This is a genomic window from Desulfogranum marinum, from assembly GCF_963675105.2.
GTDB classification, from domain to species: domain Bacteria; phylum Desulfobacterota; class Desulfobulbia; order Desulfobulbales; family Desulfobulbaceae; genus Desulfogranum; species Desulfogranum marinum.
Map to the genome: position 1 here is coordinate 361958 of NZ_CAXXRO010000003.1, position 23964 is coordinate 385921.

General features: G+C 45.0%; 16 protein-coding genes. 7 read left to right on the forward strand and 9 right to left on the reverse strand.

Annotated elements, in window-relative coordinates; translation table 11 throughout:
- Positions 1-82: 82 nt before the first annotated feature.
- On the reverse strand, positions 83-457 hold the full coding sequence (locus ACHZCY_RS08390; RefSeq protein ID WP_319548557.1) for a hypothetical protein: 375 nt from the start codon (positions 455-457) through the stop codon (positions 83-85).
- A 389-nt stretch (positions 458-846) separates the two neighbouring features.
- A complete protein-coding gene (locus ACHZCY_RS08395; protein ID WP_319548558.1) occupies positions 847-1782 on the reverse strand; it encodes a hypothetical protein in 936 nt (311 codons plus the stop codon).
- Between the two features lie 1531 nt (positions 1783-3313).
- On the opposite strand from ACHZCY_RS08395, the gene ACHZCY_RS08400 reads away from it, so the two are divergent.
- Complete coding sequence (locus tag ACHZCY_RS08400) at positions 3314-8608, forward strand: FecR family protein (protein WP_319548559.1); 5295 nt, start codon at positions 3314-3316, stop codon at positions 8606-8608.
- 182 nt (positions 8609-8790) lie between these two features.
- Positions 8791-10518, forward strand: a complete 1728-nt coding sequence (locus tag ACHZCY_RS08405; RefSeq protein ID WP_319548560.1) for a hypothetical protein — start codon at positions 8791-8793, stop codon at positions 10516-10518.
- A gap of 69 nt (positions 10519-10587) precedes the next feature.
- On the opposite strand, the gene glnA is transcribed toward ACHZCY_RS08405, so the two are convergent.
- From glnA to ACHZCY_RS08425, 4 genes are all read right to left on the reverse strand, one after another.
- A complete protein-coding gene (glnA, locus tag ACHZCY_RS08410; RefSeq protein WP_205223746.1) occupies positions 10588-11916 on the reverse strand; it encodes a type I glutamate--ammonia ligase in 1329 nt (442 codons plus the stop codon).
- Between the two features lie 79 nt (positions 11917-11995).
- Positions 11996-14584, reverse strand: a complete 2589-nt coding sequence (gene glnD / locus ACHZCY_RS08415) for a [protein-PII] uridylyltransferase (protein ID WP_319548561.1) — start codon at positions 14582-14584, stop codon at positions 11996-11998.
- On the reverse strand, positions 14581-14919 hold the full coding sequence (locus ACHZCY_RS08420; protein ID WP_205223745.1) for a P-II family nitrogen regulator: 339 nt from the start codon (positions 14917-14919) through the stop codon (positions 14581-14583). The genes glnD and ACHZCY_RS08420 overlap by 4 nt, the downstream gene beginning before the upstream one ends.
- 233 nt (positions 14920-15152) lie before the next feature.
- Entirely contained in the window at positions 15153-16373 is a 1221-nt protein-coding gene (locus ACHZCY_RS08425; RefSeq protein WP_319548562.1) for an ammonium transporter, read from the reverse strand.
- A gap of 487 nt (positions 16374-16860) precedes the next feature.
- On the opposite strand from ACHZCY_RS08425, the gene ACHZCY_RS08430 reads away from it, so the two are divergent.
- Both ACHZCY_RS08430 and ACHZCY_RS08435 read left to right on the forward strand, forming a co-directional pair.
- Positions 16861-17556 (forward strand): transposase, encoded by a 696-nt coding sequence (locus ACHZCY_RS08430; RefSeq protein WP_319548563.1) that lies wholly within the window; start codon positions 16861-16863, stop codon positions 17554-17556.
- Positions 17557-17889: 333 nt separating this feature from the next.
- The gene (locus ACHZCY_RS08435; protein ID WP_205223744.1) at positions 17890-18279 is read left to right on the forward strand and encodes a PilZ domain-containing protein; all 390 of its coding nucleotides are present in this window, start codon (positions 17890-17892) and stop codon (positions 18277-18279) included.
- Between the two features lie 64 nt (positions 18280-18343).
- Here the strand turns inward: ACHZCY_RS08435 and ACHZCY_RS08440 are convergent, their stop codons facing one another.
- Positions 18344-19744, reverse strand: a complete 1401-nt coding sequence (locus ACHZCY_RS08440) for a mannose-1-phosphate guanylyltransferase/mannose-6-phosphate isomerase (RefSeq protein ID WP_319548564.1) — start codon at positions 19742-19744, stop codon at positions 18344-18346.
- A 38-nt stretch (positions 19745-19782) separates the two neighbouring features.
- On the reverse strand, positions 19783-21156 hold the full coding sequence (locus ACHZCY_RS08445; protein WP_394713377.1) for a phosphohexomutase domain-containing protein: 1374 nt from the start codon (positions 21154-21156) through the stop codon (positions 19783-19785).
- A 452-nt stretch (positions 21157-21608) separates the two neighbouring features.
- On the opposite strand from ACHZCY_RS08445, the gene rfbA reads away from it, so the two are divergent.
- Genes rfbA through ACHZCY_RS08460 form a run of 3 tightly spaced genes read left to right on the forward strand, consistent with a single transcriptional unit; the run spans position 21609 to position 23378 of the window.
- On the forward strand, positions 21609-22481 hold the full coding sequence (gene rfbA, locus ACHZCY_RS08450; RefSeq protein ID WP_319548565.1) for a glucose-1-phosphate thymidylyltransferase RfbA: 873 nt from the start codon (positions 21609-21611) through the stop codon (positions 22479-22481).
- 11 nt (positions 22482-22492) lie between these two features.
- A complete protein-coding gene (locus ACHZCY_RS08455) occupies positions 22493-22897 on the forward strand; it encodes an SDR family oxidoreductase (protein WP_319548566.1) in 405 nt (134 codons plus the stop codon).
- Complete coding sequence (locus ACHZCY_RS08460) at positions 22866-23378, forward strand: SDR family oxidoreductase (RefSeq protein WP_319548567.1); 513 nt, start codon at positions 22866-22868, stop codon at positions 23376-23378. Before ACHZCY_RS08455 ends, ACHZCY_RS08460 begins: the two co-directional genes overlap by 32 nt.
- A 1-nt stretch (position 23379) precedes the next feature.
- Here ACHZCY_RS08460 and ACHZCY_RS08465 read toward each other — a convergent pair whose 3' ends face one another.
- Positions 23380-23964 carry a CvpA family protein gene (locus ACHZCY_RS08465; RefSeq protein WP_319548568.1) on the reverse strand — a complete coding sequence of 195 codons (585 nt, stop codon included), beginning with the start codon at positions 23962-23964 and terminating at the stop codon, positions 23380-23382.

The following is a 23964-nucleotide window of genomic DNA, read 5'->3' on the forward strand; positions in this document are numbered from 1 at the left end:
AAGCTGTCAATTACTGAAAAGGTTTAAAGAATATTCCCATATCATGTACGTTTTCAAATAACAGATTACTATTTAGAACTGGCTATATACTCGACACTTTATCTAACGAAAACTCAATACTGGCGTATTTTTTGATTATATCAAAATAATTTTTCTCTAATATATCTGAAAAAGGATTCAAGCAAGAACAACACAGTAAACCTGTTGGCGCGCAATCAATTGTAAAAAAATGAATATCCTTTCTATATTCTTTAAGAATTAAAAGAATTTTCCAGACATCTCCGGTCCACCATTTTGACGTTTTTGGCTCTTTATTTTTATCCCCAGTTGAATTTAATATTCTTGATGTCATTCTTTTATTTGTTGACAATATATCATGTATTAAAATTAAAGAATCACGGTGAGATTTTTTTTCAACATTAATAAAATCTCTTAACAAATATTCAAAAAGATGCATGCCATCAAGAAAAAAATCAATAGGATATTTTACTAAAAATTTTGGATTATAATTTTTAAAAAAAATAATCAGACGTTACTTGAAAAAATAAAGACAACTTTCTACCGCTAGTAAAAACATTTTGATTAACAACAAAATGAGGATCAATTAAAATTGAATCACAGCTAACATATTTAAAAGAATTACCGTTACGAGTACCTATTCCTAAATAACTACTGGGCAGACAAAAAGCATGTAACTTAGACAAAAACTCTCTATAATTTACTCCAGTATTTTCCCCACCATATGAACTAAAATACATTATAAATTTTCCCTACAAATTTCACGAAAGATATTTAAAAAAAATTATCATTAAATAAATTGTTCAAACGAACTAAATTACCAAGTTACTAATTAAAAGAAGGTCTTTTAGTAAAAAATAAATTATATTTTTCAATATAATCATCAAGAGTTCTACAAAAAGCTTCCAAATCTGGCGCAATCCCTACCTTCCAGCAAGGTGTACTAACATTGTGATATTGCAACATTGCCTTACTTAGCATATCAGCTACAGCAGCACTTCCTCGTCGATAAGGCATTCCATGGCTCATCCACCAATGCACTTGTGCTGCAATCCCTAAAACTGTCTTCAACTTAACAGCTGTATTCCGCTCACTTTTCAATTCAACACATAAATTAAATAAGTCATCAATATGTTTCCAAATTAATGGCAAGTTACTCAATCTCGTATGTAACCAATTATCACTCCTCGTCTCTGTTAGTTCAATTGGCGCTTCAGTTGACACTCTTCTTACCCATAAGTTATTGCACAGATCAAATATTGCAGGAACTTCAAAAACTTTTCCCATTCTCAGTTGCTCACGATACCCTTGGTACATAGAAAATGTATGAGGTGTATAATTACGAGCTACGGGGGTACAATTGCGAGTTCTAGGAAGACCAACTGGAATAGCCTTAAACTTAGATGCCAACCAGCGCTCGCTCTCATATTTAAACGCATAACTACGGTGAGATAGAGCAAGAATAAAATCACATATATCATGTGCACTCAATCGTTTGTCGACAGGGAGGGCATGTTGACAATAAGATACCAGTACTGCTGGTTCAAGATATTCTGGTTCTTTATTTTTTGGAAGTAAGCGATGGAACTTAACGTATAAAGATTCAATCACGCTCTTCTCTAGACCATAGCTCATTGCTAAAACAGCCGTTGCTATTGCCATATCCATACTATATGCCCAACGCATATCATGATTAACTAATTTATTCTTACCAGCAGCACCTCTAACTCTCAAATTAACAAATAATCGATGCATATTTTCCATAAATAATTCACCAAAAAATCACAAGCAATGTAATAAAATCAAGGGAATATTGAGTGATAAATAATTCCAACAGTCCTTGTAGGTTACTCTTGACCATGTACTTAAACATGCCTGAATAAATCGATGCAATATCAGAACCCTCTATTTTCAGAGATTACCGCGAACAACCTCATTGACCAGGCACGCCCCCTAGTCGACCACTCGATCCATACTTGTACGTAAAATTCCTCGAACCTATCTTCACCGTCGCACGGGCCAAGCCGGCGGCCCGCACAACCAAATGGCCAACCTTCTGGCTTTTCATACCGAAAAATTCTCCACTCTGGCACGAGCCTTCAATTTGGTACTGCTACTCTTTTATCCCCGATTGGTCTATTTTCGACACCCATTCCCTTTGCGATGAATGTGTTCACGGTAGCCTAACGCTTTCAACGCATCCAGATGTTTTACTGAACAGCTCACTGAGTTTGCCCAAACACCACGGCTTGTGTTGTCACCAATAATTTTTTCGAAGACATTACTGTCATGAACCGAAGCATCAGCTCCATCCATCCAAGAATTGGCTTACGTTTAACATCAACAAAGACATGATTTTTGAGCCAAAAAGAATGGGCCGTTATTCCTTGTCCAACGTGCATCAACGTCCTTTCTACGGGGCTAGTTTTCACTCCACTCTTATGGCATTTTCCCTTCCTTTATTTTGCTGTTTTCGTTAAGATTTTTCTGCTAAATTGAGACCTTTAAAATAGAGATATACGCTATCTGGCCTTTATGCACCGTAACAGCCTCATTCTTGCAAATGCACTTCAAACTAAGCATACAGTCCTTCAATCACGCCGGCAGTAATCAAGTCTTAACAAAAACGCCATATAAATGTAGCATCCGGCAATTCGCTTCCTTTGTGCGGCCCGAGGAAAAGACAAAAAGAATGCCTGTAAAAATTTGGCATTCGGTTGCATCGTCGGACAGATCGCACAGAGACAGAAGAATTAGAATTTTAATAAGTAATATAACATCATACCCCTTAAAGCCGACCGGAGACTTACCTGGCGCCTGCTGTGCTTTTCCAATGGCAGAAGGAAAAATGTCTCACCCAACAACCTGATCTATCTTTTCGACTGGACCACTCTTGAAGTCGATCTTGTGCATTCGTTTATGGGACCGAAGAATCCTGGCTGAAATATATTACTAGGCGCTATCATTTGAAACGGTTTAGCTGAAAAGATGGAAGAATATAGCGTAAAAACAATATTTCAGCCAATTTAGCGCATACAAGAGCCCATTTTACTGCAATCATTATTCAAAAAGCCCTTTAAATTAACCTTTATTGTCTTTGAACTAAAATTATCAGATCCAACTCCAACCTTAAACAGATTCGCTCTACTCTATTAAGCAGCTTTCAACTCAACTACTTTTTCATACTTAAGTACGATGGAAAACGGAAAACACGTGTAATATAATATTTATCATATTAGTCAAAAAATATTATTTGCAATCTATTGAATTAGATTTTGATAACAATCGAGGCATCATGGAAGCTGGAATAAAAGTTGGACAAGTATACATTCTCTACGGCGAAGCAAAGGCAATCTCGCCAGATGGAACAGAGCGAACGCTTGAAGTTAACAGTCCAATTTACGCAAACGACCAGATTAGTACCAGCTTTGATGGCCGCCTCTCCATTTTATTCGGAGACGACCTGCAAGGTCGACTAGACCTGGGCAGAAACAGCCAAGTACTCATTGACAAGGACGTTTTCTCAACGGAACTCCCCGACACCACTGATATAGTCGCTGAAATTGAAGACATTCAGGACGCTCTACAAGACCCAAACTTCGACCCAACCACAGAACTAGATAACCCTGCCGCCGGTGGCGGAACTGCTCTCGCAGGAATAGGCGGCGGCCACCCTTTTGTTAAAGTAATAGCAACTGGCGATTCTCTTCTCCCGGATAGCGGTGCAGAAACAACAGGAATAGAAAGATCCTTTCAGGAGCCCGAACCAGGAATAATCGAAATAACCGATACGGATACCGACACCGATACAGATACCGATACCGATACCGACACCGATACGGATACTGACACAGATACAGATACGGACACTGATACCGACACAGATACGGATACCGATACAGATACGGATACTGATACCGATACCGACACCGATACAGATACCGATACCGATACGGATACCGATACAGACACAGACACCGATACGGATACAGACACAGACACAGACACCGATACCGATACTGATACCGACACGGATACGGATACAGACACAGACACAGATACCGATACGGATACCGATACGGATACAGACACAGACACCGATACCGATACGGATACTGATACGGATACAGATACCGATACTGATACCGATACAGATACTGACACGGATACTGACACAGACACCGATACTGACACGGATACCGATACAGATACAGATACCGATACTGACACAGATACTGACACAGACACCGATACTGATACGGATACAGATACCGATACTGACACAGATACGGATACTGACACAGACACCGATACTGATACGGATACAGATACCGATACTGACACAGATACGGATACTGACACAGACACCGATACTGATACGGATACAGATACCGATACTGACACAGATACGGATACTGATACAGATACCGATACGGATACAGATACTGATACAGATACAGATACCGACACGGATACTGATACCGATACGGATACCGATACTGATACCGACACGGATACGGATACAGACACAGACACAGATACCGATACCGATACTGATACAGATACCGACACGGATACTGATACCGATACAGATACGGACACTGATACCGATACCGATACTGATACCGATACTGATACCGACACGGATACGGATACGGATACAGACACAGATACCGATACGGATACTGATACGGATACTGATACCGATACTGATACCGATACTGATACCGATACTGATACTGACACGGATACTGACACAGACACCGATACTGACACGGATACCGATACAGACACAGATACGGATACTGATACAGATACCGATACCGATACCGATACGGATACCGATACGGATACGGATACGGATACAGACACCGATACCGATACTGATACAGATACCGACACGGATACTGATACCGATACAGATACGGACACTGATACCGATACCGATACAGATACTGATACTGACACGGATACCGATACCGATACGGATACCGACACCGATACAGATACCGATACCGATACCGATACCGACACCGATACCGACACCGATACGGATACTGACACAGATACAGATACGGACACTGATACCGACACAGATACGGATACCGATACAGATACGGATACTGATACCGATACCGACACCGATACAGATACCGACACCGATACCGATACTGATACCGATACTGATACCGACACGGATACAGACACAGACACAGATACCGATACGGATACCGATACGGATACCGATACGGATACAGACACAGACACCGATACGGATACCGATACGGATACTGATACGGATACAGATACCGATACGGATACTGATACGGATACAGATACCGATACTGATACCGATACAGATACTGACACGGATACTGACACAGACACAGATACTGACACGGATACCGATACAGATACAGATACCGATACTGATACAGATACTGACACAGATACTGACACAGACACCGATACTGACACGGATACCGATACAGATACAGATACCGATACTGATACAGATACTGACACAGATACTGACACAGACACCGATACTGATACGGATACAGATACCGATACTGACACAGATACGGATACTGACACAGACACCGATACTGATACGGATACAGATACCGATACTGACACAGATACGGATACTGATACAGATACCGATACGGATACAGATACCGATACGGATACTGATACTGATACAGATACCGACACGGATACTGATACCGATACGGATACCGATACTGATACCGACACGGATACCGATACCGATACCGATACTGATACAGATACCGACACGGATACTGATACCGATACAGATACGGACACTGATACCGATACCGATACTGATACCGATACTGATACCGACACGGATACAGACACAGACACAGATACCGATACGGATACCGATACGGATACAGACACAGACACCGATACCGATACGGATACTGATACGGATACAGATACCGATACGGATACTGATACAGACACAGACACAGATACCGATACCGATACTGATACAGATACTGATACAGATACCGACACGGATACTGATACCGATACAGATACGGACACTGATACCGATACCGATACTGATACCGATACTGATACCGACACGGATACGGATACGGATACAGACACAGACACAGATACCGATACGGATACTGATACGGATACTGATACCGATACTGATACCGATACTGATACTGACACGGACACTGATACCGATACCGATACAGATACTGATACTGACACGGATACCGATACCGATACGGATACCGACACCGATACAGATACCGATACCGATACCGATACCGACACCGATACCGACACCGATACCGATACTGACACAGATACAGATACGGACACTGATACCGACACAGATACGGATACCGATACAGATACGGATACTGATACCGATACCGACACCGATACAGATACCGATACCGATACGGATACCGATACAGACACAGATACCGATACCGATACAGATACTGATACTGACACGGATACCGATACCGATACGGATACCGACACCGATACAGATACCGATACCGATACGGATACAGATACCGATACGGATACAGATACTGATACAGATACCGACACGGATACTGATACCGATACGGATACCGATACTGATACCGACACGGATACGGATACAGACACAGACACAGATACCGATACCGATACTGATACAGATACCGACACGGATACTGATACCGATACGGATACCGATACGGATACGGATACGGATACAGACACCGATACCGATACTGATACAGATACCGACACGGATACCGATACCGATACAGATACGGACACTGATACCGATACCGATACAGATACTGATACTGACACGGATACCGATACCGATACAGATACCGACACCGATACTGACACGGATACTGACACGGATACTGATACCGACACCGATACAGATACAGATACCGATACCGATACCGATACGGATACTGATACCGATACAGATACTGATACCGACACCGATACGGATACAGATACCGATACTGACACCGATACAGATACGGATACCGATACCGATACTGATACCGACACGGATACGGATACAGACACAGATACTGACACGGATACTGATACAGATACCGATACTGATACAGATACCGACACGGATACTGATACCGATACAGATACGGACACTGATACCGATACCGATACAGATACCGACACGGATACCGATACAGACACAGACACAGATACCGATACGGATACCGATACGGATACCGATACGGATACAGACACAGACACCGATACCGATACGGATACAGATACCGATACTGATACCGATACTGATACTGACACGGATACTGACACAGACACCGATACTGACACGGATACCGATACAGATACTGACACAGACACCGATACTGACACGGATACCGATACAGACACAGATACGGATACTGATACCGATACCGATACGGATACAGATACAGATACCGATACGGATACCGATACGGATACGGACACAGACACAGATACCGATACGGATACCGATACGGATACCGATACGGATACAGACACAGACACCGATACCGATACGGATACAGATACCGATACAGATACAGATACCGATACCGATACAGATACCGATACCGATACAGATACTGACACGGATACTGACACAGACACCGATACCGATACTGATACCGACACCGATACCGATACGGATACGGATACCGATACAGATACCGATACCGATACTGACACAGATACTGACACCGACACCGATACCGACACGGATACGGATACCGATACAGATACCGACACCGATACGGATACTGATACAGATACCGACACGGATACCGATACAGATACCGATACGGATACGGACACAGACACCGATACCGACACCGATACAGATACGGACACCGATACTGACACGGATACTGATACAGATACCGATACAGATACCGACACCGATACAGATACTGATACTGATACCGACACGGATACAGATACCGATACTGATACCGATACCGATACTGATACCGATACCGATACTGATACAGATACCGACACTGATACCGATACGGACACTGATACCGATACCGATACCGATACGGATACCGACACGGATACAGATACGGATACGGATACGGATACCGACTCGGATAACGACTCAGATAATGACTCGGATAACGACTCGGATAACGACTCAGATAACGACTCCGATAATGACTCGGATAATGACTCCGATAACGACTCCGATAATGACTCCGATAACGACTCGGATAACGACTCCGATAACGACTCAGATAATGACTCGGATAACGACTCCGATAATGACTCGGATAACGACTCGGATAACGACTCCGATAATGACTCCGATAATGACTCGGATAATGATCATGGAGGAAAACCTGGCAATCAGGATTGCAACGATGGTAACCAAGGGGATGACCATAGCGGAGGAAACGGCTGGCAAGGCTTGTTTACTCGCGGCAATGGTTATGGTGAGGATCCGGACTCAGAGGACCAACATGATAACTTTGAAGGCGGAAACGAGGATGACATGCTCATTAACCCATTCGAAGATCATGAATAATTAGACATATCTCTTGCAAACGCCCCGCACTATCAGTGCTGGGCGTTTTTCATTTCACACAAAAGCACTCCATGCAACCATCTTGCAAAAAACACGAGAATAACTTTCTGAAGGAATTTGAAGCTGAACAGCTTCTGCTAAAAATGATCCGCAACTCCCTTTCCCAAGGTGTAGAGATTGCGATGCCCCCCAAAAACTTATCCTTTGAATTTAAAAAGGAAATTTCACAACTTTTCATAACCCTCTTCGAGGAAGGGAAAAAACCGATTCGATGGGGAAGCAGGAGGGAAACCCTAGCAGAGAGCATCAATAGAGTTGTAAAAAAACTGCGACAAAATGAAAGGTTTAATCAGTTTACAATTACTAACCCACTAGCCTGCCGCATACTCTTTGAAATAGTTATAGACAAAAAGCGCTGTGATCCAAAAAGGACGACTACTCTAGGCCTCACTGAAAACAGGCTTGAACCAGGCATTCACGGGCTTACATTTAACTGGAATGGACGTACCATTTATTATATGCCGACAGACGCCTACACAAGAAGCCAGATGACAATGCCACAGGTGTACAATCATCTGGCAAAGCGAATAGGACTTATCCCTGAAATTAAAAGTAAAAAGGAAAGAGCCTCAATCGTTCGGAATCTACCAACAAGGTTCTACCGTATCCAGAGCAAGGCATTTGTAACTTATAAAAGCAATATACTTCCCTTGTACAGGGGGCTTCCCACCCCACCTAAGGTAAACAAAAAAGCAGTACGCGATTGCATTATAGAAGGCGCGAACTGGATTGTTACCAATCAAAAAGAAAGCGGAAAATTTCTTTATTATTACGATGCATCCACGGGAAGCACTCAAGATTTTCAGCATCCCAATAGTGATTATTACAACATCTTACGTCATGCAGGAGGGACAATTACTCTTTTGCAGGTTTACGATTTAACCAACGATAAAAAATATCTTTCAGCTGCACGCAAATCCGTCGAGTTCTTGATCTCTACCTTTCAGTATCATCAAGTAGGAAACGATGTAGCATGCTACCCATTTTTTAACAAAAAATCGAAACTCGGTGGTGCCGGCATTGCTTTAGTTGCACTGCTAAGATACCAACAGGCAACACACGATACGGTTTACGAAAAGAAGACAAAAGGGCTCATCCTGCATATACTTTCCCGAATAGAAGAAGACGGGGAAATGATAGGCTATTTCATCCATCCCCTTTACAATGATGGTAAGGAATTAATAGCTCCCTCAGAAACAATGAAGACAGAGCTCTTCTCCTTCTATTACCCAGGAGAAGCCTTACTCGGACTTGTTCTTTCTCTTCAGGTGATGGAAACTCTTGAAACAAAATTAAGAGCAAAGATTTACGAAAAATGCGAACTAGCTTTTAATTTTCTGATAAAAAAGCGTCCGATAAAGTACAGCCACCTATTCCACAATCTTCCCTCAGACGGATGGCTGATGCAGGCAGTTGAATCGTGGATTCTTACAGGGGGAAAAGTACAACAATCATATATAGATTTTGTGCATAACGACAGCTTGGCCATGATCAATCACATGTACAAAAATAACAACTCACCTTATCCTGATTACCCCGGCATGTTTTACTATACATACGGAGAACACGCTTACCCTGATGGAGCTCGATCCGAAGGACTGATTGCTGCATACTCGCTGGCACGATTCCTGAGTGACAACAAAAAAACCGACCTCTATTTTCCCTATCTGAAACTAGCTGCTCAAGCATTATTATACACTTTTAACTCTGAAGAATCCTCCTACGCACATAGATTTCCATCTGCGAGCAGAGGCAGTTTCCGGTTTAAGCTTACCCGACAATGGGTACGAATAGACTCAGCTCAACATGCAATCTGCTTTTTCACAAGACTCCTCCCCTACCTTAAATAAAAAAAGGCGGCCCATTGCAGGCCGCCTTTTGTCAACTATGAAAAAATAAAAGGTCTATAGAAGAACGACCTAGTAGTTATCCAGATAGTTCTGCAATTCCCAGTCAGTGACCGCGGTTCGGTACGCATCCCACTCTTTTTCCTTGCCTTCAACATACTTCTCGAAGATATGTTCGCCAAGGGCTTCCTTGGAAATAGGATTAGCCTTAAATTCTTCAATAGCTTCCTGAAGGTTTGCAGGTAAACTATCAATACCAGCGGCTTCCTTTTCTGCAGGAGTCATTTCAAAGATATCAAGATCAACTGAATCCGGTGCCGGCAAATCATTTTTAACACCATCAAGACCGGAACTGAGCATCATTGCAAAGGCAAGGTATGGGTTACAGGTAGGATCAGGACAACGAACCTCTGTTCTTGTTCCCATGCCACGGGATGCTGGAATACGAATAAGGGCGGAACGGTTGGAAGCAGACCAGGCAACATATACCGGTGCTTCATAACCAGCTACAAGCCGCTTATAAGAGTTGACTAAAGGATTGGTTACAGCAACAAAACCTTTCGCATTTTTGGCGATACCGGCAATATACTTATAAGCTACTTCACTCAATTGCAGGGGACCATTTTCATCATAGAAAGCATTGGTTCCATCCAGGTTAAAAAGAGACTGGTTGGTATGCATCCCGGAACCGTTTATACCAAAAATAGGCTTGGGCATAAAGGTGGCATGGTATCCGAACTCATCAGCAATAGATCGAACAACCCATTTATATGTCAAGGTATTGTCTGCGGCTTCCAGCGCATCGGCATACTTGAAGTTAATTTCGTGCTGTCCTTCTGCAACTTCATGGTGAGAGGCTTCAATTTCAAAGCCCATCTCTTCCAGAGTTTCAATAATCTTACGACGACAATTGATACCGGTATCTTCAGGGTCTACATCAAAGTAGCCGGCAACATCATTCGTATCGGTGGTGGAAAAACCCTCTTCATCCTTATCAAACAGAAAGAATTCACATTCTGTCCCGACGTTCATCGTATAGCCCAACTCTTTGGCTTCAGCCAGTACGCGCTTCAAGTTCACTCGAGGGCAACCCTCAAAAGGCGTTCCATCTGATTTATACACGTCGCAGATGATTCGAGCCGCGTTACTCCCTTGTGCGTTACGCCAAGGAAGAACGGTAAAAGTGTCATAATCAGGCTTCAAATACATGTCAGACTCATTAATGCGAACAAACCCATCAATGGAAGAACCGTCAAACATCATTTGACCATCAAGAGCCTTTTCTATCTGACTCCTTGGAATGGCAACATTTTTCATAAACCCAAAAATGTCTACAAATTGAAGGCGGAAAAAATTTACATTTTTTTCCTCAATAATTTTCATTATCTCATCGCGGGTCATAACTCATCTCCTTAAATTTAGGTAATTAATTACATCCGGAATACACCGAATTTTTTCCAATATATTAAAAACTGCACGTTCATACAGCAGATGATACCTCTTCCTCGTCCACACCTACACAATCATGCAAGGCCGCTCTGACCTTTCCAAGAACCAGCGGATCAAGCAATTTTGAACCGTCCTCGGTTGTCACATAAAAAATATCAATCAATTGTTCAATTTCCGTTGCAATACGAGCCCTGCCGATAGTCAACTTAAAGTCAGACAGAATCTGAGTTAACAGATAAAGGGCAAGGGGGGTGTCGCTCCCATACACCTCAATGATGGTAAAATTTTGAGAGGTGTCATTATCGATAACCACCTTATGTTCCAACTGCTGCACGTTTCCCGGCCGCCCCATACCAAAGGGTTGCTTTTTATTTTGCAGCCGAGCGCCAAGATCCAGCCGGTAATTGATTGCCAGATTAAAATCCCGCTCAACAGCAGGCCAGTCATGTTCTTCAAAATCATTCCCTACCGACGAAGTCACCTCCAGCACATCAACAACCGTATTATCAGGCCAAGTAAAGATATGGGCTGCTAAAACGGAAAGGTTATGCAAAGCAAGTACACCGAACAGCTTAGTCAGCAGCCCTGCCCTGTCTCTGCCCATCACCAATAACGACCAGGAAGGGCCTTCATTTGAAGAAAAAAGTAATACCTGCTGCTGCAGACGGTTAAAGTACTTTTGATGAGTCTGCAAATGCCGGCTCACTTGTTCCGGCGTAAACGCCAACAGGTAATCATCAGGCAATGTCTCAATATGCAGACCTGCGATATCGGAATCAACAAGTTTTTCACTTAACTGTTCTCTTAACCAGGCTGCGCCCTGCTCTTCACTCTCTCCACTGCCATCTCCTTGATCACACCCTGCATCGAGACATGTCTTCACCCCAAAATACAGGTCCGAAAGCAAACTCGATTTCCAACTGGACCATGCCGAGGGACCGGTCGCTTTAGAATCGGCAATGGTTAGGAGATACAGCATGGTAAGCCGATGGGTATCACCTATCATCTCCGCTGTCTGTTGGATGAAATCCTGATCACTTAGATCTCTGCGCAGTGCATTTTCCGGCATAAAAAGATGGTAGCGAACGAGAAAAGCAAGTGTGGCAAGCTGCTCCTGATTCAACTGCAGCCTCTTGCCCACGGCTTCGATCATTACCGCTCCCCGTTCGCTATGATCAGCCTGCTTACCTTTGCCGATATCATGTAGCAAGGCGGCCAGATAAAGTAGGTGGGGCTCCGGCAAAGAAGCAAAAAGCTCACCCATTTCTTCCCGTAATTGATGCAACTCCGCCACCGTCTGCAGGAGGTGCCTGTCTACAGTGTATACGTGATAAAGATCATGCTGCGCCAGCGACTCTACCGATCCGAATTCAGGGATGTACAATGGAAGCAACCCTGAAACAAGCATGCTCTCCAGCACGGAAAAAACGTTCTTACTCTCAGTTAAAATTGCAAAAAATATGCGCCCTACCCGCTTAGAGGCCCTGAACCGGTCATCAACCAGATGGAGATGACTGGTTATCGATCGTCTGGCGAGATGATGGAGTGGTTTTCCTGTGCGTCCGGACTGGAGAAAAATTCGCATCAGCAGATATGGGTGCTCCGTCAAATCCGCTTCAGCAAAACGCACATAGCCACCGCGGAGCACAATAAATTTTTCCAGCTGCTTTTCTTGCCCTTTTTTCTCTACAACACCGAGGAGCTCCTGGACATGTTCAAAAAAGAGATCCGTCACCACCGCAATTGTTTGCAAATGACCATACACATCACCCATAAAATGTTCCACGGCGAGCATTCCATCTGCTTCCCGGTAACCAAAGGCATCAGCCATTTCTTCCTGATAGTCAAAGATCAGCTGATCGTCCTTACGACGTCTAAGGTAATGCAACCTGTTGCGAATCTTTGTCAGCATATTCCAGGATGCTTCAAGGGACCGGCGATCTTCAGGGCTAATCATTGCAGAGGCCTCGATTGCATCAAGATCCGTCAATCCATACACAGCTTTCGCAACCCACAGCATGGCTTGAATATCACGCATCCCCCCCTTACCCTCTTTAATATTGGGCTCCAGGTGATAGGCATGGCTGCCGAATTTATCATGCCTCTCTTTGCAGAACTGCTCCATTGTGCCCACAAAGGCGGAACGCTTTCCTTCAAGAATTTTTTTCCCGTACGCCTGCTTAAGCTCATCAAAGAGCGGTACTGATCCGGTTATCAAACGCGCATCAAGCAGGGCCACCTGAAAAATAAAATCTTCCCTGGCAAACTGAAGAGTATCTTTAATCGTTCGCACGCTGTGGCCGACATCCAACCCTTCATCCCATAACGGGTAAAGAACCGATTCCGACAAGGACTGGATTTGTTTTTTAGAGCGTCGGTCATGCAACAAGAGAAGATCTATATCGGAGAATGGATACAACTCGCTTCTGCCATATCCCCCAAGCGCAATAACAGCGACCTGGCCCTTCAGTTTAAGAAGAGCCGATGCCTCCTGGAAACACTCAGTAATAAACGCATCAACTCGTTCAGTATACTGCCGAAGCAACGTATTACCGCTGAGCCCTTGCCGCCAGAGTTCTTCCAACGCATCCTGATGTGACCGAAGAGATGTCACCATCATACAGCCTCGTTATCAACCTCGCCGGTTCTGACCCGTATAACTTGTTCTATGGGCAGCACAAAAATTTTCCCATCACCAATTTTTCCAGTACGAGCTGCCTTGACAATAACCTTAACCACGTCATCTACCGCGTCGTCCCGCACAATAACTTCCAACTTTACCTTAGGTATAAAATCGACAACATACTCGGCACCTCTGTAGACTTCGGTATGCCCTTTTTGGCGGCCATATCCCTTCACATCCGTAATCGTCATCCCTGTAATGTCGATAGCGGTTAATGCCTCTTTGACCTCATCGAGTTTGAAAGTCTTAATAATGGCTTCTATTTTTTTCATAAGCGTACCTTTTTCCCCTCTTGCAGCTGGTTATCAGCGTATTAGCAATCAAACTTAATTTTGCTGGATTCCAGGTAACTATTCAACGAAGATCTAAAAACTGTCAATCGACCGCGAACTGTAACTGTTCAGCAGTGCTCCAAATATCCACAAGCTGACCGATCAGCTATACACATCGGTATGCTGGACGGGCAGATCGTGGAGAGTTGGAGTGCTGATGAATAGTTACGATGTTAGTTATATGCGGTTTCTGAGTGTTCGGAAAAATCAAGTCCTTGCGTTTCTTCTTCCGTGCTTACACGAAGACCTATCAACATATCTACAACTTTCAAAATAATCCAACTCACAACAAAAGCGTACCCACAAACAACCAGAATACCAAGCATTTGAATAAAGAGCTGAGTGAAAGATCCCGCGATAACCCCGTCAACCCCTCCCGGGTTTACCGAGGTGGAAGCAAAAATACCTAAAAGCAAGGTTCCGGTAACACCTCCCACCCCATGGATACCTACCACATCGAGAGAGTCATCAAATTTCATCTTCGCTTTAAAATTAACAGCATAATAACACACTACTCCTGCAATCAGCCCAATAAAAATAGCACTGTTGGGACCGACAAAACCTGCAGCAGGGGTTATTGTAGCCAAGCCTGATATAGCTCCGGAAGCAGCACCAAGCGTGGTTGGTTTTCCTATTTTCACCCATTCCATAAGCGTCCACATAGCCATGCCTGCCATGCCTGCCAAATGGGTTGCCACAAAAGCAGTGGCCGCGACACCATCTGCCGCAAGAGCACTTCCACCGTTGAAACCAAACCAGCCAAACCATAACAGGCCGGTGCCGAGCATGGTCATAGGGAGACTGTGCGGCATAAAATGGGTGTGACCATAGCCTTTTCGCGGGCCGATAACCATAACAGCTGCAAGAGCTGCCATGCCGCAAGTTGCGTGCACAACCAGGCCACCAGCAAAATCCAAAACTCCGATTTTACCAAGCCAGCCACCACTTCCCCAAATCCAATGACAAACAGGATTATAAACAAAAACTGCCCACAAAACGCTAAAGCCGACAAAAGGAGCAAAGCGAACACGCTCAGCAAAAGCACCGGTAATCAGAGCCGGTGTGATTACCGCAAACATGCACTGATAGATCATAAAAACTGTTTGCGGTATGGTTGTCGCATATTCACTGCTTGGTGCATTAGTGACCCCTTTGAGCGCAAAATGGGAAAAATCTCCAATAACCCCACCCACATCGGGCCCAAAAGACATCGTATAACCTATATAGACCCATTCTAAAGAGATAAGGGAAATCATGATCAAACTTTGCATGATGGTGGCTAACACATTTTCAGTTCTCACCATACCAGCATAAAACAGAGCCAGCCCCGGCGTCATCAACAAAACCAGACCAGCAGCAGCCAAAATAAAAGCTGTATCAGCAGCGTTAATCATTACTCCCCCCTTAACAAATTTCAACAAACTTGTAATTTATTTTCTATTTTTCCACACAAAACAGGTCGCTTTTCCAGCCGAAAGGCCGTCTTCCACTGGATCGACCCACCGACTTTCTAGAAAAACTCTCCACCCAACAGCCTAAAAAAAGGTACAAAAAAGGAGAAAACCCCCATTTCCTCCATCCTCAAAACACAAACAAAGTAGCTTCACAAAAGCAAGCTCCACGCTGTCTACCCTTGTATGCGCTTCCTTACATATATCAAACAACATGCCAAAACGGCCAATAAAAACTTAACATATCGTAAACATTGCACAATCAAACAAAAAGCACCAAACCAGCTACATAAAAATTGTACATTTATGTATAACAAAAACCCCAAACATACATTTTCGTAACATTTAGCGCGGATTTTTCATCAAATAAAAAAGGGGACAGATTTATTTCTTACTTGCCAATTACCTGCCTTTTATGTACTGGTATCTTATGCCAAGATCAGCACGAATAGTTCTTCCATACACGCCACATCATATTGTCCAGCGTGGACATAATCGTCAAATCGTTTTTTCCTCCGACGATGACTACAACTATTATCGTGAGAATCTTATCTATTTTAAGCAGGAGCTTGGATGCAAGATCTACTCCTACTGCCTGATGACCAATCATGTCCACCTTGTCATTGATCCTGGTGCAAACCCAGAGTCTCTTTCCCTGTTGATGAAACACGTTGCCGGCCGTCAGACAAGGTATGTCAACAAGCTGGAAAAACGTACCGGTAGTTTATGGGAAGGGAGGTATAAATCCAGCATCGTCTCACAAAAGGAATATTTAGCAGCCTGCTGCCGCTATGTTGAGTTGAATCCGTTACGTGCCGGCATGGTAACTCATCCTGCCGAATACCAATGGTCGAGTTACCCCTGTAAAGGGGAAGGGAAAAAGGACCTGGTCGTCGATCTCGATACAAATTATCTGGCGCTGGGAAGTAGTGAAAGTGAAAGGCAGGCAGCATATGCAGAGTATGTTTTTGGAACTGTGCCCGATCATGAACTCAAGCTTATCCGTGATTCTCTACAACGTGGTCAATTGACAGGAACCCACCGGTTTCGTGAAGAAATTTTCTTAAAGCACGGTATTCGTTTCTCCAACAAGGGGCCAGGGCGCCCGAAAAAGATTAAAAAATAAATCTGTCCCCTTTATTCTTTATACTGAGGTAGGGGACTGATTTTTTTTCATGGTTTTTTATGAAAATTAATCTGTCTCCCGGGTTTAAAAGAGAAATAAAATCAGTCCCCTGTCTGCTTCGGTAGACAATTTAAAAAAGAAATAAAGGGGACAGATTTAATTCTTTTGCTTTTATTTTTAGGACTGGAAAAAAAAAGGGATACTTACTATTGTTGAAACAGTATTTTATTGAATAATCAGAGTGATGAGAGGCTAAAGCAAGGTACCATCAGGCAACCTGCTCTCTACCGCCTCATCTTCGCAAGACTGAAAACACCTCGAAAAGGCCGCTCCATGAGTAATGAACGAAGGCATCACATCAGACCGGAATCATTAAATCTGCTCGATTATCTTGTGGTTGACCAACAGGGCCGCCAAGGTGAGTACTCCATGGCGCGGACACTTAATGTCAGCGAAGGAGGCATCCTCATGGAAACCCACATCCCACTGCCTCAAGGGCAGCAGGTCATGATTACCTTGGGGCTTGGAGAAAATCTGGTGAATATTATGGGAAGAATCATTTATACGACATTTGATTCAGAGCGCCACCAGAATGGGATTGAATTTTTCCATGTTGCAGAAAACGACCGGGCCATACTCAATGAATATGTGCACGCTTTCCATGAACATTACAAGGGCTCCCAGCAACCAGATCTTGAGCCGGAAGATGGCGTTACCAACTAACCGGGCTAACCTGGATTTCTTACTCGAAACCCAGGTTAAGCTCCACCCTTCCTGGCCCGAAGCGCTAACGACCGTATTCGTCGTCAAACCTGACGATATCGTCTTCACCAAGATAGCTGCCGACCTGCACCTCAATGAGTTCCAGCGGAATAACGCCGGGATTCCCCAACCGATGTCTAGTGCCACTGGGTATATAGGTGGACTGATCTTCATGGAGCAAGATCGACTCATCACCATTTACGATCTCTGCCGTCCCCGATACAACAACCCAGTGTTCATGGCGATGATGGTGCATCTGTAACGAAAGTTTTGCTCCCGGGTTAACAGTAATGCGCTTAATCTGAAACCTGTCGTGCAGCTCCAGAGTAGTATAAGAACCCCAGGGACGGTAAACGGTTTTATGAACCTGAAATTCTCCCCGCTTTTCCTTTTTCAATCGATCAACAATCTTTTTCACATCCTGAGAACGATCCATAGGGGCGACAAGAACGGCATCAGCCGTTTCAATCACCATGGTGTCTTTTAATCCTACGGCGGCAACCAGCGTGTGTTCAGAGCGTATCAATGAATTTTCAACATCTTCAAGAATAACATCGCCGCTGGCGACATTTCCCTGCTCATCTTTCCCTGCAACCTCCCACAGAGTGCGCCAGGAACCAATATCGCTCCATCCGATGTCTGCTTTCACCACTGCAGCATTACTGGTTTTCTCCATCAGCGCATAGTCAATGGAATCTGCAGGGCAATCTGCCATTAATTTTTTATCAAATCGAAAAAAAACCCCGTCAAACTTGCCCTCGGAAACGGCTGCCTCCATGCACGCAACAACATCGCCGGCATGGAGGCCCATTTCTTCAATAAGGGCGTGCGCAGTAAAGGCAAACATGCCGCTGTTCCACAGATAGTTGCCCCTGGCTATATATTCCTCAGCCTTTGCAAGATCCGGCTTTTCCACAAAACGTTCAACCTCTGCCCCTTGCCCTTGAGCAATATAGCCATACCCAGTCTCCGGATGGTCGGGTACGATACCGAAAGTGACCAATTTACCCTGCCCGGCGAGCTCCACCGCCGCCGCCACGGCCTCGACAAAAGCGTCCAGCTTGGTGACCAGATGATCGGCAGGCAGAACCAAAAGAACATCATCTGCAGCACCATTTTGGGCGACAAACCTGGCAGCTCCGCATATAGCCGGGGCTGTATTCTTACCAACCGGCTCAAGTACAATATGGTACTCGGGAAAAACACCAAGCTCTTCCACCTGGGTTTTCGTCATAAAACGGTGTTCTTCCCCCACAACCACCACCGGTGGCAAGATATCGGGAAGCTCGGCCACCCTCTTCAGTGTATTCTGCAACAAAGACAGCTCGCCGGTAAGATTAATCACCTGCTTTGGATATAATTCACGGGACAGGGGCCACAGCCTGGAGCCTGTGCCCCCTGCAAGAATAATGGGTTGAATAGCCACAATATACCTCTAATATTTGTATGTTAACTGCGTATACATCAACCGCGTATAAGCTGCAGCAACTCTTGGGTTATCTTTTCAAGTAATTCCGCATCGCCACGTGTTTCCACATTTAAACGAAGCACCGGCTCAGTGTTTGATTTTCTCACATTGAAGCGATACAAAGGATAACTGATGGAAATCCCGTCAGTGTAATCAACCTCTCCATCGGCATATTTCTTTTCGATAGCTCTTATCACCTGGTCAGGATCCGCCACGGTCGAATTTATTTCCCCACTCACCGGGAATGCGGCCATTGCGCTGTCTACCATTGCGGACAGCTTTTGCTGCTGCGTACTCATCAACTCGCACACCAGAAGCCATGGAATCATGCCTGAATCACAATAGCCGAAATCACGAAAGTAATGATGGGCAGACATCTCTCCCCCATACACAGCATCAGAGGCACGCATTTTTTCTTTGATAAAAGCATGGCCGGTACGAGTCATGACCGGAACCCCGCCGGCGGCCTCAACAACCTCTATGGTATTCCATATCAACCTGGGGTCATGAAGAATCGTTGCCCCTGGATGCTGTTGAAGCAGAGCTGCTGCCAGCAAACCAACAATGTAATACCCCTCAACAAATCGTCCATTTTCATCATAAAAAAAGCACCGGTCAAAGTCACCATCCCACGCAATGCCGAGATCGGCTCCATGTGCACGGACCGCATCGGCAGTAGCGGCTCTTTTTTCAGGCAGGAGCGGATTGGGCACACCATTGGGAAATGTACCATCCGGTGTTTCGTTCATTCGGATAAAGGTAAAAGGCAGCGACGACTCAAGCAGATCAATGATCGGCCCGGCACATCCATTTCCAGGATTAACAACTATTTTCATGGGCTGCAGACGATCAACAGCAATTGAGCCCAACAGGTGACCTATATACGGTTGCTTATCCTCCCTCCGGACATATGTGCCAATGCGGCCGGGCTCAGTCCGTAAAATGGTATCTTTCCATTCCTGGTCCATCACCCTGGCACCCATATCAACGAGCCCCGTATCTCCGGAAACCGGCCTTGCCTCCTTCTGAACGAGCTTCATGCCATTATAATCGGCAGGGTTATGACTGGCAGTGATCATAATCCCACCATCAATGCCGTTTTCCACCCCGCTAAACGCAGCGTGATACACTTCTTCGGTCCCGCACAGCCCAATATCGACCACATCTACCCCATATTTTTGCACAGCCTCACACAAAGCTGCAGACAAAAGAGGGCTGGACAATCGCATATCACGGCCGACTATTATTTTTTTAGCGGAAAATTGTTCAACAAAGGCAAGCCCGATAAAAGCTGCCAGCTTTTCGTCCAACTCGCTTGGCACTTTGCCGCGAATATCATAAGCAGTAAAACAGGTAGGCACGTTATTCAATGGAGTTACCCTTGGTAATGATATTTGAAAGAAACGAGAAAATACAGTATGTACCGACATAAAAGAGTCTGTTGATTTACTAGGATTTTCGTTCAAGGTCGAGGCATGCTGAAAAAATAACCACAGGCATATATTTGATATTCCGAGGATTATTTTTTCAGCAGAACAAAGAGATTGGGCGAAAAGACAGTAAATAAACAGGCTCACAAAAGCATATCAAGCATATACTGCACGCTTAAAATAGAACGTATCACATAAAACGTATCACACTTCCGGCATTTATTGCAAAGCATAGATGAGTCCGTTGATTTACGAAAATTTTCGTTCAAAGTCAGGTAAGCGAAGACTCCGAGAGTTTGGGCGAAAAGGCAGTAAATCAATTGGCTCATAGATTAATAAGGAAAGCGTCCCCCAAAAATGGGGCGTGCCCCTTAAAAACAGGAGAAAGCACGTTGAAAGGCATTATTCTGGCAGGAGGCTCTGGAACCCGCCTCTACCCTCTCACTCGGGTTATAAGTAAACAACTGATCCCGGTGTACGACAAGCCGATGATTTACTACCCGCTCTCGGTCCTGATGCTTGCGGGCATCAGGGATATCCTTATTATTTCCACCCCGCACGATCTCCCCCGCTTCAGCGAACTCTTTGGTGACGGCAGTCACCTTGGCTTAACCATCGAGTATGCCGAGCAACCACGCCCCGAGGGACTTGCCCAGGCCTTTTTGATCGGGAAATCATTTATTGAGAATGATTCAGTCTGCCTTGTTCTGGGCGACAACATCTTTTTCGGCCACGGATTTGCCGAAATTGTCACCAGGTGCAGTCACCTTAAGGAGGGGGGAACCATCTTCGGGTACCTGGTCAAAGATCCTCAGCGCTACGGTGTGGTCGAATTTGATAAAGACAACCGGGTTATAGGCATAGAAGAAAAGCCTGACCGACCAAAATCAAAACATGCGGTACCCGGCCTCTACTTTTACGACAATCAGGTTGTTGAAATTGCTGAATCCATCAAGCCCTCTGCCCGGGGCGAGCTGGAAATCACAGACATTAACAACCACTATCTCAAGCAAAAGAAGCTCACCGTCGAGCTCCTCGGCAGAGGCTTTTGCTGGCTGGATACCGGCACCCACGAATCCCTGCAGCAGGCCTCCAGCTATGTCCAGGCAGTTCAGGATCGACAAGGGTTAAAAATAGCGTGCCTGGAAGAAATTGCATACCGCCTCGGCTACATTGACGGGAGCCAGGTAGAACAGCTCGCAGCATCTATGATGAAAAACCAATACGGCCAATACCTGATGGATATTGTGGCCGACCTCCAATAAGGATACCTTCCATGAAACTTCTCATAATCGGCGCCAACGGACAACTTGGCCAAGACTGCCTGCAAACACTTACGCCTCAGCACACTGTTTTGTGCTGTGATGTGCAGGAGGTCGACATTACCGATGCGCCCCAAGTAGCAGGCCTTTTTGCCACCCACCAGCCCGAGGCTGTTATCAACTGTGCAGCCTACACCGCTGTTGACGCCTGCGAAACCGACCAGCAACGCTGCATGGAGGTGAATGCCCACGGACCGCAACTGCTGGCAGAACAATGCGACAAGTACAACAGCCGGATCATCCAGATCTCAACCGACTACGTCTACGATGGGAAAACGTCCGGCACCGCAACCATACCTCGAAGACGCCGAGACTACGCCCCTTTCAATGTATGGAAAAAGCAAACTCAAAGGCGATGAGGCTGTCCAAACCGTGCCCAACCACCTGATCGTTCGCACAGCATGGCTCTATGGTTTTGGCGGACCAAATTTCCTCAAGACCATGCTGCGCCTGGCTATTGCAGATCCCAAACGTACCATGCGGGTAGTCAATGACCAATACGGCTCATTAACCTGGTCGCACCGCCTTGCCGCTCAGATTAAAGTCCTGCTTGAAAACGAAATAACGGGCATTGTCCATGCCAGTGCGGAAAACTACTCCACCTGGTATGAGGGAGCACGCTTCTTTTTAGACTGCATGGACGTTCCCTACTCCATGGAACCATGTACCACAGCCGATTACCCAACCCCTGCAGCAAGGCCTGCGAACTCTATACTGGAAAACAATCGACTCAAGCAGGCAGGCATCAATGTCATGGCAGACTGGAAAGAGGACGTCCAGCAGTTTGCAAACCAGCACAGGGACGCCCTGATCCAAGAGGCTGAAGCTGCCTGTAAATAATTTACTTTTCTTTACCGTTGCTGCTTTTCTTGGCAGAAGAGGTGCCTTTCTTTGGGGGTGCCTCTATGGCAGGTTTTTTCGGTTTAAAATATTCGCGCAACCGCGGGTCATTGATCAGCGCCTGCAGCTGAACAGCACCTAATTCCAGATATGGTGCGCTTAAGGACTTTCGCAGCACATCATTTGAACCGGAAAGACTTGAGGCAAGAAACATATACAAAAGCGAGGTGACAACAGCCCCCTTGACCAAACCGAGCCCCCCACCAAGCAGCCGGTCAAACCAGCCCATCAAGGTAATCTCCATTACGCGGCGAAGCAATTTGCCCAGCAGGCCAAAGGCCATTGCCGCAACAAGAAAGATACAGACAAAGCTGACAATAAAAATCAATTTTGGATTTTCCAGAAACTGTGCCGCAAAAGGTGCGATTTCGCCGTGGTAATGTGCTGCCAGCCAGTACCCACCCACCAACGCACAAAACGCAGCCAACTGACGGACAAAACCTATCCACAGCCCCCGCACCAAAAAAAACAACAATATCACGCCAACAATAGTATCAAACAAAGAAAAATCGGTAAAAACAGGCAT

Excerpts from the sequence above, each read along its gene's own strand:
- ACHZCY_RS08390 (WP_319548557.1), bottom strand. The coding sequence starts at position 457 with ATGCATCTTTTTGAATATTTGTTAAGAGATTTTATTAATGTTGAAAAA.
- ACHZCY_RS08395 (WP_319548558.1), bottom strand. The coding sequence starts at position 1,782 with ATGGAAAATATGCATCGATTATTTGTTAATTTGAGAGTTAGAGGTGCT.
- ACHZCY_RS08400 (WP_319548559.1), top strand. The coding sequence starts at position 3,314 with ATGGAAGCTGGAATAAAAGTTGGACAAGTATACATTCTCTACGGCGAA.
- ACHZCY_RS08405 (WP_319548560.1), top strand. The coding sequence starts at position 8,791 with ATGCCCCCCAAAAACTTATCCTTTGAATTTAAAAAGGAAATTTCACAA.
- glnA (WP_205223746.1), bottom strand. The coding sequence starts at position 11,916 with ATGACCCGCGATGAGATAATGAAAATTATTGAGGAAAAAAATGTAAAT.
- glnD (WP_319548561.1), bottom strand. The coding sequence starts at position 14,584 with ATGATGGTGACATCTCTTCGGTCACATCAGGATGCGTTGGAAGAACTC.
- ACHZCY_RS08420 (WP_205223745.1), bottom strand. The coding sequence starts at position 14,919 with ATGAAAAAAATAGAAGCCATTATTAAGACTTTCAAACTCGATGAGGTC.
- ACHZCY_RS08425 (WP_319548562.1), bottom strand. The coding sequence starts at position 16,373 with ATGATTAACGCTGCTGATACAGCTTTTATTTTGGCTGCTGCTGGTCTG.
- ACHZCY_RS08430 (WP_319548563.1), top strand. The coding sequence starts at position 16,861 with ATGCCAAGATCAGCACGAATAGTTCTTCCATACACGCCACATCATATT.
- ACHZCY_RS08435 (WP_205223744.1), top strand. The coding sequence starts at position 17,890 with ATGAGTAATGAACGAAGGCATCACATCAGACCGGAATCATTAAATCTG.
- ACHZCY_RS08455 (WP_319548566.1), top strand. The coding sequence starts at position 22,493 with ATGAAACTTCTCATAATCGGCGCCAACGGACAACTTGGCCAAGACTGC.
- ACHZCY_RS08460 (WP_319548567.1), top strand. The coding sequence starts at position 22,866 with ATGTATGGAAAAAGCAAACTCAAAGGCGATGAGGCTGTCCAAACCGTG.
- ACHZCY_RS08465 (WP_319548568.1), bottom strand. The coding sequence starts at position 23,964 with ATGCCTGTTTTTACCGATTTTTCTTTGTTTGATACTATTGTTGGCGTG.